The following is a 14,139-nucleotide window of genomic DNA, read 5'->3' as shown; positions in this document are numbered from 1 at the left end:
TTTATATAACGGCTGATAACCTTTCTGCATCGCATATCTGTATCTGATATACTAACGCCATACAGCCTGTATGGCGTTTTTTTATTCTAAAAGAATCACATGGCCAACGAAAAAGAAATTACGATAGGGATTGTTGCCGGCGAGCTGTCTGGCGACATCTTAGGTGCAGGGCTGATCCATGCACTGCGCAAACATTACCCCAATGCACAATTCATCGGTATTGCCGGTCCAAAAATGCTGGATGCAGGGTGTGAAACCTTATTCGATATGGAAGAGCTGGCCGTGATGGGCCTGGTAGAAGTACTGGGACGTTTGCCTCGCTTGCTGAAAATACGCAAACAACTGGTCGAACATTTTATTGCGCACAAGCCGGATATTTACATTGGTATTGATGCGCCCGATTTTAACCTGCGCGTGGAAAAACCTTTAAAAGCTGCCGGCATTAAAACTGTGCAGTATGTGAGCCCTTCCGTCTGGGCATGGCGACAAAAGCGCATTTTCAAAATCGCAGAAGCGACCAATCTGGTATTGTCTTTGTTACCATTCGAAAAGGCTTTTTACGATAAGCACGAAGTACCCTGCACTTTTGTTGGGCATACACTGGCGGATGAAATCCCTCTGGACGTGGATGTGTCAGCCGCACGCGCGCAGCTGGGGTTAAAAGACTCAGATACCGTGCTGGCTTTGCTGCCAGGCAGCAGAGGCTCAGAAGTAAGCCAGCTGAGTGAAACTTATTTGCTCACCGCCAAAGCGCTGGCGGATAAGATCCCGAATCTGAAAATACTTGTTCCGCTGGTGAATGAAAAGCGTAAAGCGCAATTTCAGGCAATTCAGGCCCAGGTCGCCCCTGAGCTGAGAACCATTTTGCTCGATGGGCAGTCTTCGCTTGCGATGACGGCCGCGACGGCGGTTTTGCTTGCCTCTGGTACAGCCACGCTTGAAGCCATGCTGTATAAAAAACCAATGGTGGTCGGTTATAAGCTCAAACCGCTCAGCTACTGGATTTTTAATACCTTTTTTACCTTCAACATCAAACATTTTTCTTTGCCAAACCTGTTGGCAGATGAAGCCCTGGTTGAAGAGTTTTTACAACAGGATTGTAACCCCGATGCCCTCACGGATGCATTGCTACCTTTGCTGAAAGGAGACAACTCAGCGCTTGTCCAACGTTTTTATGATATTCATCAGAATATTCGCCGTGACGCCAGCAAACAGGCGGCACAGGCTGTAGTGGAGTTAATAGATGCAAATTGAACGTCCTGATGTGCAGTATATTGCAGGCGTAGATGAAGTAGGCCGTGGCCCTTTGGTGGGCGATGTGGTAACGGCTGCGGTGATCCTGGACCCGGCTAACCCGATTGAAGGGCTGACGGATTCCAAAAAGCTCACCGAGAAAAAGCGACTACTGCTGGCTGAAGAGATCAAACAAAAAGCACTGTGCTATCACGTGGCACGTGCTACGGTCAGTGAAATTGATGAGCTGAATATTCTGCATGCCACTATGCTGGCCATGACGCGTGCGGTAGAAGGCTTGGCAGTAAAAGCCCAGTTTGTATTTGTTGACGGTAATCGCTTGCCCGAACTGAGTGTGCCTGCTCAGGCGGTGGTTAAAGGAGACAGCCTGGTTGCTGAGATCAGTGCCGCCTCTATCCTGGCAAAAGTGACACGCGATCAGGAAATGCTGGAGCTGGATAAGCAGTATCCACAATATGGCTTTGCGGCGCATAAAGGTTATCCAACCAAAGCGCATTTTGCAGCACTCAGTGAATACGGCGCAACACCGCACCACAGAACCAGTTTCAAACCGGTACAGCGCATTCTGGCGGAGAAATCTTAGTTATGGCAGCACCTGAGTTTGTTCATTTAAGAGTACACAGCGACTTTTCTATGGTCGACGGGCTGGCAAAAACCAAGCCCATCGTGGCGCGTGCCGCTGAACTGGGGATGCCTGCCTTTGCCATTACCGATCAGATGAATTTATGTGGTCTGGTACGCTTTTACGGCGCGGCCCATGGTGCGGGTATTAAACCTTTGGTCGGTGCCGATTTCTGGCTTAAGAGCGACCAGTTCCCGGACGAGCCCAGCCGTATTGTGGTGCTGGCAAAAAACAACGAAGGTTATAAAAACCTCACCTTATTGATCTCCGAGGCCTATTTACGGGGTCACGTATTTCACCGTCCTGTGATAGACAAAGCGTGGCTGGCCAAATACAAAGAAGGCCTGATTTTGCTTTCCGGTGCCAAAGACGGCGACGTGGGTAAGGCGCTTTTGAAGGGCAATCCGCAACTGATTGCCGATACGGTGGAATTCTACGAAACCCATTTTGCCGATCATTACTATCTTGAGCTGCACCGTACAGGTCGCGAGCAGGAAGAAGAGTACCTGCATGGCGCAGTTGCGTTGGCAACCGAAAGGGGCTTGCCTGTGGTGGCAACCAATGAAGTGGTGTTCCTCCATGAACACGACTTCGAGCCGCACGAAATTCGAGTGGCTATCCACGACGGCTATACGCTGGAAGACAAAAACCGACCCAGACGCTTCTCCAAAGAGCAGTATCTGAAAACCCCAGAGCAAATGCAGGAGTTATTCAGTGATATTCCGGAGGCGCTGCAAAACACAGTGGAGATTGCCAAGCGCTGTAATGTCACGGTGCAGCTGGGCACTTACTTCCTGCCGGACTATCCGACTGGCGATTTAAAAATCGAAGACTTCCTGGTTAAGGTGTCCCGTGACGGTCTGGAAGAGCGTTTACAGTTTCTATTCCCGGACGATGCCGAGCGGGCAGAGAAACGTGGCCCTTACGATGAACGTCTGCAAATCGAGCTCGACGTAATCAACCAGATGGGATTCCCGGGCTACTTCCTGATCGTAATGGAGTTCATTCAGTGGAGTAAGGACAACGATATTCCGGTAGGACCGGGCCGGGGTTCCGGTGCGGGCTCGTTGGTGGCGTATGCTTTAAAGATCACCGATCTGGATCCGCTGGAATTTGACCTGCTATTCGAACGTTTCCTTAACCCGGAACGTGTCTCGATGCCCGACTTCGACGTCGACTTCTGTATGGACCGCCGGGATGAAGTAATCGATCACGTATCTAAATTGTATGGTCGTCAGGCGGTATCTCAGATCATTACCTTTGGTACCATGGCGGCCAAGGCGGTAATTCGCGATGTGGGCCGGGTACTTGGTCACCCTTATGGTTTTGTTGACCGAATTTCTAAGCTTGTCCCGGGCGATCCGGGTATGACCCTGGCTAAAGCATTCGAGGTTGAGCCGCGTCTGCCCGAAGTATATGACGGCGACGAGGAAGTGCGTGAGCTAATCGACAAGTGTCGTATTCTCGAAGGCTGTACCCGTAACGCCGGTAAGCACGCCGGGGGCGTAGTTATCTCGCCCACCAGTATTACCGATTTTGCCGCGCTGTATTGCGACGAAGAAGGTAAGTTCCCGGTCACCCAGTTTGATAAAAATGACGTTGAAACGGCCGGTCTGGTTAAATTCGACTTCCTGGGTCTGCGTACACTGACCATCTTGCAGTGGGCGCTTGACATGACCAACGAGCGGCTGGCACGCGATGGTATTGAGCCGGTCGATATAGCGGCCATCCCGCTGGATGACCCGGCCAGTTTTGAAGTGCTGCTCAGAGCAGAGACCACCGCCGTATTCCAGCTGGAATCGCGCGGGATGAAAGACCTCATTCGTCGTCTTAAGCCGGACTGTTTCGAAGATATGATAGCCCTGGTGGCCCTGTTCCGTCCTGGTCCGCTGCAATCGGGCATGGTAGACAACTTTATCGACCGTAAGCATGGCCGTGAAGAGATCTCTTATCCGGATGCGCAATACCAGCACGACAGCCTGCAACCGATCCTGGAGCCAACTTACGGCATCATCCTGTATCAGGAGCAGGTAATGCAGATAGCCCAGGTCCTGGCGGGGTACAGTCTGGGTGGCGCGGACTTGCTGCGTCGAGCCATGGGTAAGAAAAAACCCGAGGAAATGGCCAAGCAGCGCAGCACCTTTGAAGACGGTGCCAGAGACAACGGCGTTGACGGCGAACTGGCAATGAAGATCTTCGATCTGGTAGAGAAGTTCGCGGGTTATGGCTTTAACAAGTCACACTCTGCTGCTTACGCACTGGTATCGTATCAGACACTGTGGATGAAAACCCATTATCCGGCCGAATTTATGGCAGCGGTTATGTCGGCGGATATGGATAACACCGACAAAATCGTGACCCTGGTGGATGAATGTGAAAACATGAAGTTGACGCTACTGCCACCGGATGTCAATGCCGGTGTGTACAAGTTTGCGGTAAACCGTCAGGGTGAAATTGTCTATGGTATTGGTGCCATCAAAGGCGTGGGTGAAGGCCCGGTTGAAGCCATTCTCGAAGCCCGCGAGCAGGGCGGTCCGTTTAAAGACTTATTCGATTTTTGTGCCCGGGTTGACCTTAAACGCCTGAACCGCCGGGTGATTGAAAAGCTGATTTACGCAGGCGCGCTGGACCAGCTGGGTCCGGAGAAAACCCAGCCTGGACGCGCTACCTTATTGGCCAGCCTGAAAGACGCCATGAAGTCTGCCGAGCAGCATCACAAGGCTGAGTCGCTGGGGCAGAGTGACTTGTTCGGTCTGCTGGCCGTCGAACCAGACGAAGTAGAACAAGCCTTTGTAAAAGCCATTGGGCTGTCGGACGATGAATGGTTGCAGGGCGAAAAAGACACCCTGGGCTTGTATTTGACCGGTCACCCCATAAATCAATACAGAAAAGAGTTAAAAAATTACACTTCGGGTCGTCTAGTAGAATTACAGCCAACGAATCGCGATGTGCAATCGACGGCTGCGGGATTGGTTATCAATGCAAGGGTGCTGATCAATAAGAAGGGTAAACGCTGGGGTCTGATAACTTTAGATGACAAGAGCGCACGAATTGATGTACGCTTATTCCCTGAACAGTTTGAAATGTACCAAGATATGCTGCAAATGAACCAAATCTTGGTAATATCCGGACAGGTCAGCTTTGATAACTTCTCCGGCGGCATTACAATGACCGCCAGAGAAGTCTGCACCATAGCTCAGGCCCGTGAAAAGCGGATTAGTGCTATAAAAATGACATTGAATATGGTGCAAATTGACACGAACTTCATAGATAATCTGAAAAAAGTACTGGAACCGTACAAGTTTGGTACGTGTCCGGTAAAAATCCAATATCAGCGCCCGGACGCGATAGCGGAAGTGACATTAGGTATGCAATGGTGTGTGACGCCCAGTGATGATCTCCTCAGACGATTATCCAAGATGGCGGCGCAGGAAATAGAACTAGAATTTAATTAAACAGGTCGTTTAGAGCATGAGCCTCAATTATCTTGAATTTGAGCTTCCAATTGCAGAATTAGAAGCAAAAATCAATGAATTACAAAACGTAAGCCGCTCTGGCAGTCTTGATCTCAGCCTTGAAGAAGAGATCAGCCGCCTCAAGGAAAAAAGCGTAGAACAAACGAAAAAGATTTTCGACAATCTGGGTGCCTGGCAGGTATCTCAGTTAGCGCGTCATCCGCTTCGTCCATACACACGCGATTATATCGAGCGTATTTTCACTGAGTTCGACGAGTTTGCAGGTGACCGCACATTTGCAAACGACCCGGCTATTTTAGGCGGTGTTGCACGTCTGGACGATAAGCCTGTGATGGTGATCGGTCAGCAAAAAGGGCGCGATACGGCAGAAAAAATCAAGCGTAATTTCGGTATGCCAAAGCCTGAAGGCTATCGTAAAGCCCTGCGTCTGATGGAAATGGCTGAGCGTTTTAAAATGCCAATCATCACTTTCATCGACACGCCGGGTGCCTATCCGGGTGTTGGCGCTGAAGAGCGCGGCCAGAGTGAAGCAATTGCCCGTAACCTTAAAGTAATGGCTGCACTGAAAGTGCCGACCATCTGTACCGTGATTGGTGAGGGTGGTTCTGGTGGTGCACTGGCCATTGGGGTGGGCGACCGCGTTAACATGCTGCAGTACAGCACATACTCTGTAATCTCACCTGAAGGGTGTGCCTCTATCCTGTGGAAGAGTGCAGAGAAGGCACCACTTGCGGCAGAAGCTATGGGTGTATCAGCGGCACGCGTGAAAGAGCTGGATCTTATCAATACTATTATTGATGAGCCCATGGGTGGTGCACATCGTAACTACGACACGATGGCGAAAAACCTCAAAGCACAGCTTAAGCGTGATCTGGGCGAACTGGAAGCACTGAGCACAGAAGAAATGCTGGAGCAACGCTACCAGCGCCTGATGTCATTTGGTTATTGTTAAACCACAGTGACACAACAACACGGAAAAAAGCCGCATCGCGGCTTTTTTTGTGCCCGTAAAATCGGGATAATATTGTCTAAGTACCAACAACGCCTGTGATTATGACTCAGACCCCGCTCTATAGCCGTTTTGCTGCCAGCTTAGATAAGTTACTGGCCGATGAAGAAACGTACCCGGCAACCCATGCAGTAACGCATACGATAACGCATGCAGTAACACATACGGCAATAAGTGGCCTCACCGTTGCACTCTCGGGTGGTGTCGATTCAATGGTACTGCTGCACCTATGTCGCCATTATATACAAGTCAATCCTCACCTTGCCTTACAGGCGATTTACGTGGACCATGGGCTATCACCTAATTCCCTGCAGTGGCAGGCATTTTGTCAGGAACAATGTGCGGTGCTGGCGGTCGAGTTTACGCCGATCTCCGTCAGTGTGGAGGCGCAAAGTCGTCAAAGCCTCGAAGCTCAGGCCCGCGTCGCACGGTATGATGCGCTGGATAAACACGCACACCCTTGTCATGCATTGGTGCTCGGACAGCATGGTGACGATCAGGTCGAAACTTTTCTGCTGCGCCTGAAACGAGGCTCAGGTCTGAAGGGGTTGGGCGCCATGCATGCACGTAGTACACTGCCATCCGGTCGGGTGTGTCTGAGACCCTTGTTAATATCTCAGCGCAGCGACATTGAAGCATTTGCAAAGACATTTGGGATCTCACATATTGAGGATGAATCTAACCTCAGTGACCGGTTCGATCGCAATTTCTTGCGAAATCAGGTATTACCTTTGCTGAAATCCCGTTTTTCTGGGTTTGTTCCCAGCGTAATGCGCACTGTTGAGCTGCTACAGGGGCAACAGGCGTTGCTGGATGAACTTACGCAGGCCGATCTGGCGTATTGTCTGAACGAGCAGAGCTTGTCTATCCGTCGTCTCGCTGAACTCGCCCCTTTACGCCAGCAGAATCTGGTGCGTGGCTGGCTGGCTGAGCAGGGAATTCAGATGCCCTCGCAGAAACAGCTGGATCAGATCCTGACACAGGCCCTCAATGCGCGCTCTGATGCACAAATGACCGTAGCTTTATCAGCGGGACAGGTCCGGCGTTTCAGAGATCAGTTATATTGGGTAACTGAGTTGCCGCCAAGGCAGGTGCAATACGATGTTGGCCTGGCGAACGTGGTGCTGGATGACGTTACGACCTTAAGTGTGGCTGAAGGGCGGGGGGTTCGTCATCCAACAGCGGATGAGCGGGTGTCGGTGCAGTTTAATTGTCTGAACGAGAAAGTTAAACCGCCCGGGCGCAGCGGCCGTAATACCCTCAAACACTGGCTAAAAGAGTATGGTGTCCCCACCTGGGAGCGCAGTCGCGTGCCCCTGATTTATTACAACGATGAGTTGGTGCAGGTGGTGGGATTTTTTGTCAATGAGGCGTTCTCGTCGCCTCAGGGACTCAACTGGAAATTAGAAGATGCAAGAAACAAGAAAGATTGGTGAATCACTGGCGAATAAAGCTATCTGGGCGGTATTGAGTTGTTGTGCATTATTTGCAATTCTGGCGGTGAATGGCGGACTGAATATTGGTAATGTCGCGCTTAGCGCAGGTGCCGGTGGGCTCAGTGCTGTACTGCTACTGGCGTACTGGCATGGTAAAGGCGGCAGCTTTTTTATCTTTGGCCTGGGGGCGCCCTTGCTGGCTATCATGTTCAGCGAACTGCCTGACTTTTTATCACTGGCCTGGGTTATTAACAGTTTCTTTAGCGGTTTTGCGCTGATACTGTTGCTCTATAAGCTGACTGTACTGCGAAAACAGTAACCATATTGCGTTAGGGGACGCAATATGGTCTAGCTGTCAGCAGGTTAAATCGTACGGGCGCAGTTTCGACCTGCGTCCTTAGCGCGATACAGTCCTTTATCTGCCCGCGAGAAAATTTCATTCGGACAATCCTGACTGGTTGCCAGTGTAAAGCCAATACTGGTAGTAACGTCATGATTCTTCATAACAGTACAGCACCTGACGGATGCCATAATACGTTCGGCAATCACCTTGTTGGTAGTAAAGGCCGGGTCGTCTATCAGGATCGCAAACTCGTCACCACCAAAACGAAACACGGTGTCTGTAGCCCGCACGGATGATTCCAGAATACGTGCAAACTCAATCAAAACATTGTCGCCCATTTTGTGACCATACAGGTCGTTCACTTGCTTAAAGTTGTCCAGATCCAGTAGCATCAGACTGAAATTACAGTGATGACGGCGGCTGCGTTCAAGCTTCTTTGCCAGAAACTCATTAAACTGACTGCGATTAGATAAGCCGGTCAGCGAATCTTTGGTCGCCAGTTTCAGCACTCTTTGGTACATCAAGGCATTTCTGAGTGGATATAGCAAGCAGGTGTGTAGCTGGATCAACCTGGCCTGTAGTGACTCACTCAGGCGGTACTTGCTAAAATATACAATCTGACCCAGATGCTGGTTGTTTAATTCCAGATCAAAGGTATATGGGCTGAGCTGGTTGTTGCTTTGTTGCATCTGAAACACGCCTTCACTGGAGTGAAACTGTAATCCGGCCAGATTTATGATACGTTTAATATAACCTGCAAAGATGTCGAGTAGTCCATTGACATCCAGTGTTGTTTGCAATTTTTCAGTCAGGCTCATTGGGTTTTCGGGGACGTGCGACATTTGCATTTGTGCGTTAAACGGCAAAAAATCCCCGCGCGTCGGTGCCCGTTGTGTCAAAATATGGACATTTTCCATCTAATATTCCCCTAAAGTACAACATTCAGTCTGTTCTAAGCGAGTTTCATGCCAAAAATTTAAACTGGCTGAAAAACAGCTGCTTGCTATATTTAGTAGTGAATAAAAATTGCTCACCACTAATTTATTGACGCTTGGGAGGCGGTTTGCAGCAAAATTTTGCCGGGTTTTTAGGTGAGGATGTCACCAGTACGCTAGTTGCCGCCCTGGAAGGTCAGTTTACCGGGCTGATAGCCTTGTTACTCTGTGCCGTGGCGCTGGTGTGGTCGTTTAAGCGCGTCGGGCTGCCACCCATACTGGCCTATTTATTGACGGGCCTGCTGGCGGGCAGCTATGGCTTTGGCTGGATAAACAACAGCCATGAGATCCAACTGATAGCCGAGTTAGGTATTGTCTTCTTACTATTCAGTCTGGGTCTGGAGTTCTCCATTCCTAAACTGATGGCCATGCGCAGTGTGGTGTTTGGGCTGGGCAGCTTACAGGTGTTGGTGACCACTGTGGTGCTGGCGGTCATATTGAAGTACCTGGGATTTAACTGGATAGAAGCGCTGATCATTGCCAGTTTGATCGCTTTGTCTTCCACGGCCGTCGTGGTGAAGGAGCTCAAAGAGCGGGGCATATTGAATATTCGCCGTGGTCAGCTGGCGGTGGGGGTTTTACTGTTCCAGGACATTGCCGTGGTGCCACTGCTGATCACCATTCCTTTATTAAGCCAGTCTGATAACCAGGTCCTGGTAGGCGCACTCATCCTTGCGCTCGCCAAAGGCGCGTTTGTGTGTATGTTATTGTGGGCCATTGGCAAGTGGGTGTTACCCAAAGTCTTCAATGAAGTTGCGATGGCCCGAACCGATGAACTCTTTGTACTGACTACCCTGGTGGTGGCGTTGTGTGCGGGAGCGCTGACCTATGCGTTTGGCCTATCGATGGCACTGGGGGCGTTTTTGGCGGGGATGATGCTGGGTGAAAGTCAGTTCAGGCACCAGCTGGAAGCCGAGATCCGGCCATTTCGCGATATTCTGATGGGACTGTTTTTTGTCACCGTTGGCACGCAACTCGATGTGTCTTATGTGATCCAGTCGTTTATTTACATTGTACTGGTTCTGGCGCTGCTCATTGTGCTTAAACTGGCCATTATTTTTCTGCTGGCTCAGCTAATGGGTGAGCGTCGCAAAGATGCCTTTGCAGCCGGGATATTACTGTGGCAGATGGGAGAGTTCGGCTTTGTGTTGGTGGCGCTGGCCGGCAAACATCAATTACTTAGCGCAGAAGTTGCCTCGTTCCTGATAGCGTTAGGGGTCTTGTCTATGGCACTAACGCCATATTTGATCAGCGAAACAGACAGGCTGATCAAACTGCTTGGAATTGACAGCGAAGGACGACCCGAGCCGCACGAGCAGGGTTTCATAACCTCCAGCAAAATCAAAAATCATGTGGTGATTTTTGGTTATGCGCGGGTAGGCCAGACAATCGCCCGTTTTTTGCGCCCGGAAGCCATTCCTTATATTGCTGTAGAGCGTAACCCGGCGATTGTTCAGGAAGCCTTAACCGCCGGCGAACCTGTAGTGTTTGGCGACCCAACCCAGCAGGAGGTGCTCAAGTCGGCCAATGTCAGTGAAGCTCGCCTGGTGATTGTGTCGCTGAACGACTTCGACAAAGCGCAGGCCGTGATAGATGCGGTTAAGCGCTTTGCCCCTGAGGTAAAAATTCTGGTCAGAATGAAGGACGATACACACCTTGAAGCACTCAAAGAACTCGGCGCCACTGAGGTTGTGCCTGAGTCACTGGAAGCCAGCCTGATGATGGTATCGCACGTGTTGTACATGTCGGGTGTGCCGATGCGGCGGATCCTTAAACGGGTAAGTATTGAAAGACAAAACCGCTACGAGTATTTACACGGCTTTTTCACCGGCGACAGCCAGGAAATGAAAGAATACGCGGGCGCAGAAGGCGCTAACTACAGCACAGACCGGTTGGAATATCTGCATGCAATAGCGCTACCGGATGATGCCTTTGCAGTCGATAAATCGATTGCGGAGCTGGACCTGGCAAGGCATAAGGTTGTGGTAAAAGCACTGCGACGCAATGGTGAAGAAATCTCCATGCCGGATGAAGAAATCACCTTATGTGCCAGCGATGTATTGTTGCTTAAAGGCAAGCCGCGGCGGGTGGAGCGGGCCGAGCAATTCCTGCTAGACGGCCTGCCATAACGATTGGTATGGGTTAATCCAGCTCCAGAAATGCACGAATTTCGTCCAGCCGCGCAAGCCCGTCCTGATAACCATACTCGATCAACTCCCGGGTATAGGCTTTTTCGAACAACAAGTAACTGGTCAAACTCGATGGCGAGTGCCGCCTTACCCCGATAGAACGCAGCAAGAGCTTAATGGCCATCGGCAGCTCATCGTAATAATGTAAAGCCAGCTCATTGAAATTATGAGTGGGATTGACCACCAGAGTTTTAATGTGTTTCAGCTCTTTGTGTTTATCTCTGGCGGGTAGTAACCCGACCGTGCGGTTTACCCGCTCCAGTCGTTCCAGATCCGATTGTAAGGTATCGCTGAACACACTATCGAGTAGATGACCGGCAACTACCGACATGCCGGGAAAGTGCGGCTCGTAGCCAAGTGGGGTCGGGATTTTTGGTTGCTCAACACCAATGACGAAAATCTTCTCGGCACCCAGATGGATCGACGGGCTTAGTGGCGACAGCTGGTGGATTGAACCATCACCGTAATAATGATGCCTGACCCGCACACTGGGAAACACCATAGGAATGGCACTGGAGGCCATCAGGTGATCCAGAGTGATATGATCGGGCACACCAATGCGCTTGGCGCGTTGCCACGGGCGCGCGTCCTTAGCCTGATAAAACGCCACAGAGCGGCCGGTTGAGTAACTTGATACGGTCACCGACAAGGCATCCAGATAGCCGCGCTGAATGTTGCGATCGATCCTCGACAGGTCGAGCACCTCGCGCAGCAGGTGGCGCAGTGGTGTGTTATCCAGCAAACTGGCCGGTGGCTGATTGATGTATTCAGCCTGAAAACTGCGCATCATATTACCCAGAATGTGGCCAAACGCACCGACAAAGCCACTCTCGTAAACCATATCGGTATGAAAGTTCTTCCAGATTGTCTCTATTTTACGGATCGCCAGATGCATATTCGAGGCATAACAAGCCAGACCGGCGGAGTTGATGGCCCCAGCCGATGTGCCGTTAATAATCCGAAAGGGCAGCGGGGCGGTTCTGGGCAGGCTGTGAGCCAGCGCTTTTAGCACGCCAACCTGGTAGGCAGCCCGGGCCCCACCACCGGTTAGCAGCAGTGCTGAACGAGGACATGAACGCGAACTGTGATGCTGACTCATATGCTTCCTTAAACCGCGCAAATTAACAGAGGTTGATTTGAGAAATAATTTTAGGCCTTGATAAGCCGACTATACCTACTATAACGATTTGTTTAACTTAGTAAAACCGCAATATATCGCGGATCAGAAACAAATTCATTGACGATTCATATTGCGCCCATATGCTCACTAAGCGGTAATTGATATTGCACCTTGTCACGGATGCGATATCTTTTAATGAATACTCACCAATATTGGATGCATTTGTGAGTATACGCGTTTAAAGAGACTAAAAATGCCATAGGTTGCAGACGCAAGTGTCGTCAAAGGGACCTGCGATGGGCTATAATCTTTTGTATATTATAGATTATTTTTGTTGCCTGATAAGCGGCCAAACGCCCAATCTGGTACTTTAGTTACCGTAAGTGCAACTAATTCGTTTAGCAAATTTAATGGAGCTTCCATGTCAGAGCACAACTCAGCAGAATCAAGGAACAGCAAGCCGTCTAACAGCCACTTATTGCTTGCCGTAAGCGTGGTCGTGGTCCTCGTTATTGTGGCCATATTTGTGCTTTCAAACCGAGACAATCAGCAGGAAAACACAAAGTTCAAACAGGATGTTGTAGTACCTGAAAAAACACCAACTGAAGTGGTCAATACCGCACGACCGGAGCCTGCGACTGAGGTTGAAGAGCCTTTAGCGCCAGAGCCAATTGCAGAGCCAGAACCCGTTATAGAACCAGAGCCGCTGCCACAGCGCGAGCCCGAGCAACCAGTTGCTGCACCGCTTCCTTCTCTGGATGACAGCGACGTGGCTCTGAGCGAGCAAATTGGTAACTATCTGAATGACACTGCTATGGATCTGGTGGTCACTGACGACATGATCCGCCGCAGCGTGGTATTCGTCGACAACCTGGCACAAGGCAAAGTGGCTAAAAACCACTTCCCCGTCAGTAAACCAAAAGACAGCTTTATGGTGATCGAAGACGATATCATTATCACCGATCCGAACAGTTTTGAGCGTTACACGCCGTACGTCAACATGCTCAATGCGATGAGCACAGCCCAGCTGGTACGCACGTACGACAAGTTCAAGCCGTTAATTCGTGAAGCTTACGAAGAAATTGGCTACGACGGCGGCGAATTCGATCTGACTTTGCAAGAAGCCATTGGCGAGCTGCTGGAAACGCCTATCCCGGAAACCAGCTTGCCGTTGCTGCAAGAGTCTGTGACCTACAAATACGCCTATGCCGAGTGGGAGCAACTGTCTGATGCGCAAAAGCTATTCCTGCGCATGGGCCCGGAAAACATGAAGAAAATGAAAAAGCGCCTGCAAGACCTAAAAGTCGCGCTGGCAAAGTAAGCTAAAAAACCCAAGAAAAAACCAACCAAAACAGCAAAGCCCGTCTAATTGTATACTCACTAAGCAGTTAGTCGGGCTTTTTCACATTTACCCTTGCAACCCGGCGTGAAACTCGCGATAATTCATCCCGCGCCAAACAAGGCCCTCAATGGTAGTCTTATTGGTCCTCTCGCAACGATAGTTCGTGAACCTGGTCAGGTCCGGAAGGAAGCAGCCACAGCGAATGACTCGTGTGCCGGGATGTGGCTGGTAAGACTGCCACCCAAACTCCAGAGTTTGCGGTGTCAAATTTCACTTCAAAATCAAAAATCTTCTAAAGCTAAAAAGTACTTTCCATTTAAGCTATCAGACTTTCTATGTGTTCTCTATTGCCT

General features: G+C 50.3%; 10 protein-coding genes and 1 other RNA gene. 9 read left to right on the top strand and 2 right to left on the bottom strand.

What is annotated here, in order from left to right:
* The first annotated feature begins 99 nt into the window (after positions 1-99).
* The 6 genes from lpxB (at position 100) to MHN33_RS20845 (ending at position 8,116) form a co-directional block, all read left to right on the top strand.
* A complete protein-coding gene (gene lpxB / locus MHN33_RS20870) occupies positions 100-1,254 on the top strand; it encodes a lipid-A-disaccharide synthase (RefSeq protein WP_239401017.1) in 1,155 nt (384 codons plus the stop codon).
* Complete coding sequence (rnhB, locus tag MHN33_RS20865; RefSeq protein WP_239401015.1) at positions 1,244-1,837, top strand: ribonuclease HII; 594 nt, start codon at positions 1,244-1,246, stop codon at positions 1,835-1,837. Before lpxB ends, rnhB begins: the two co-directional genes overlap by 11 nt.
* A gap of 2 nt (positions 1,838-1,839) precedes the next feature.
* Positions 1,840-5,331, top strand: a complete 3,492-nt coding sequence (gene dnaE, locus MHN33_RS20860) for a DNA polymerase III subunit alpha (protein ID WP_239401013.1) — start codon at positions 1,840-1,842, stop codon at positions 5,329-5,331.
* A 16-nt stretch (positions 5,332-5,347) separates the two neighbouring features.
* Positions 5,348-6,304 carry an acetyl-CoA carboxylase carboxyl transferase subunit alpha gene (gene accA / locus MHN33_RS20855; RefSeq protein ID WP_046003859.1) on the top strand — a complete coding sequence of 319 codons (957 nt, stop codon included), beginning with the start codon at positions 5,348-5,350 and terminating at the stop codon, positions 6,302-6,304.
* A gap of 101 nt (positions 6,305-6,405) precedes the next feature.
* Positions 6,406-7,797, top strand: a complete 1,392-nt coding sequence (gene tilS, locus MHN33_RS20850) for a tRNA lysidine(34) synthetase TilS (RefSeq protein WP_239401011.1) — start codon at positions 6,406-6,408, stop codon at positions 7,795-7,797.
* Positions 7,772-8,116, top strand: coding sequence for a hypothetical protein (locus MHN33_RS20845; protein WP_239401009.1), 345 nt, complete (start codon positions 7,772-7,774; stop codon positions 8,114-8,116). The genes tilS and MHN33_RS20845 overlap by 26 nt, the downstream gene beginning before the upstream one ends.
* A 44-nt stretch (positions 8,117-8,160) precedes the next feature.
* Here the strand turns inward: MHN33_RS20845 and MHN33_RS20840 are convergent, their stop codons facing one another.
* Positions 8,161-9,057 carry a GGDEF domain-containing protein gene (locus MHN33_RS20840; RefSeq protein ID WP_239401007.1) on the bottom strand — a complete coding sequence of 299 codons (897 nt, stop codon included), beginning with the start codon at positions 9,055-9,057 and terminating at the stop codon, positions 8,161-8,163.
* A gap of 206 nt (positions 9,058-9,263) precedes the next feature.
* Between MHN33_RS20840 and MHN33_RS20835 the strand changes: the two genes are divergently transcribed.
* Positions 9,264-11,264: a monovalent cation:proton antiporter family protein gene (locus MHN33_RS20835; RefSeq protein WP_239401061.1), complete on the top strand. Its 2,001-nt coding sequence runs from the start codon at positions 9,264-9,266 to the stop codon at positions 11,262-11,264.
* A 13-nt stretch (positions 11,265-11,277) separates the two neighbouring features.
* On the opposite strand, the gene MHN33_RS20830 is transcribed toward MHN33_RS20835, so the two are convergent.
* Positions 11,278-12,423, bottom strand: a complete 1,146-nt coding sequence (locus MHN33_RS20830; RefSeq protein WP_239401005.1) for a patatin-like phospholipase family protein — start codon at positions 12,421-12,423, stop codon at positions 11,278-11,280.
* A 442-nt stretch (positions 12,424-12,865) separates the two neighbouring features.
* Here MHN33_RS20830 and MHN33_RS20825 point away from each other — a divergent pair, with 442 nt between their 5' ends.
* Together MHN33_RS20825 and ffs are read left to right on the top strand one after the other, a co-directional pair.
* Positions 12,866-13,765, top strand: coding sequence for a DUF3014 domain-containing protein (locus tag MHN33_RS20825; protein ID WP_239401003.1), 900 nt, complete (start codon positions 12,866-12,868; stop codon positions 13,763-13,765).
* 158 nt (positions 13,766-13,923) lie between these two features.
* An RNA gene (ffs, locus tag MHN33_RS20820) (signal recognition particle sRNA small type) lies at positions 13,924-14,020 on the top strand.
* The last annotated feature ends 119 nt before the right edge of the window (positions 14,021-14,139 follow it).

Origin of the sequence: Pseudoalteromonas sp. OOF1S-7, assembly GCF_022347765.1 — a bacterium.
Lineage (GTDB): Bacteria > Pseudomonadota > Gammaproteobacteria > Enterobacterales > Alteromonadaceae > Pseudoalteromonas.
Note: the sequence above shows the minus strand (reverse complement) of the source record. Positions and strands in the feature narration are given on the sequence as shown.

Coding starts and splice junctions, on each gene's coding strand:
- lpxB (WP_239401017.1), top strand. CDS start 100: ATGGCCAACGAAAAAGAAATTACGATAGGGATTGTTGCCGGCGAGCTG.
- rnhB (WP_239401015.1), top strand. CDS start 1,244: ATGCAAATTGAACGTCCTGATGTGCAGTATATTGCAGGCGTAGATGAA.
- dnaE (WP_239401013.1), top strand. CDS start 1,840: ATGGCAGCACCTGAGTTTGTTCATTTAAGAGTACACAGCGACTTTTCT.
- accA (WP_046003859.1), top strand. CDS start 5,348: ATGAGCCTCAATTATCTTGAATTTGAGCTTCCAATTGCAGAATTAGAA.
- tilS (WP_239401011.1), top strand. CDS start 6,406: ATGACTCAGACCCCGCTCTATAGCCGTTTTGCTGCCAGCTTAGATAAG.
- MHN33_RS20845 (WP_239401009.1), top strand. CDS start 7,772: ATGCAAGAAACAAGAAAGATTGGTGAATCACTGGCGAATAAAGCTATC.
- MHN33_RS20840 (WP_239401007.1), bottom strand. CDS start 9,057: ATGGAAAATGTCCATATTTTGACACAACGGGCACCGACGCGCGGGGAT.
- MHN33_RS20830 (WP_239401005.1), bottom strand. CDS start 12,423: ATGAGTCAGCATCACAGTTCGCGTTCATGTCCTCGTTCAGCACTGCTG.
- MHN33_RS20825 (WP_239401003.1), top strand. CDS start 12,866: ATGTCAGAGCACAACTCAGCAGAATCAAGGAACAGCAAGCCGTCTAAC.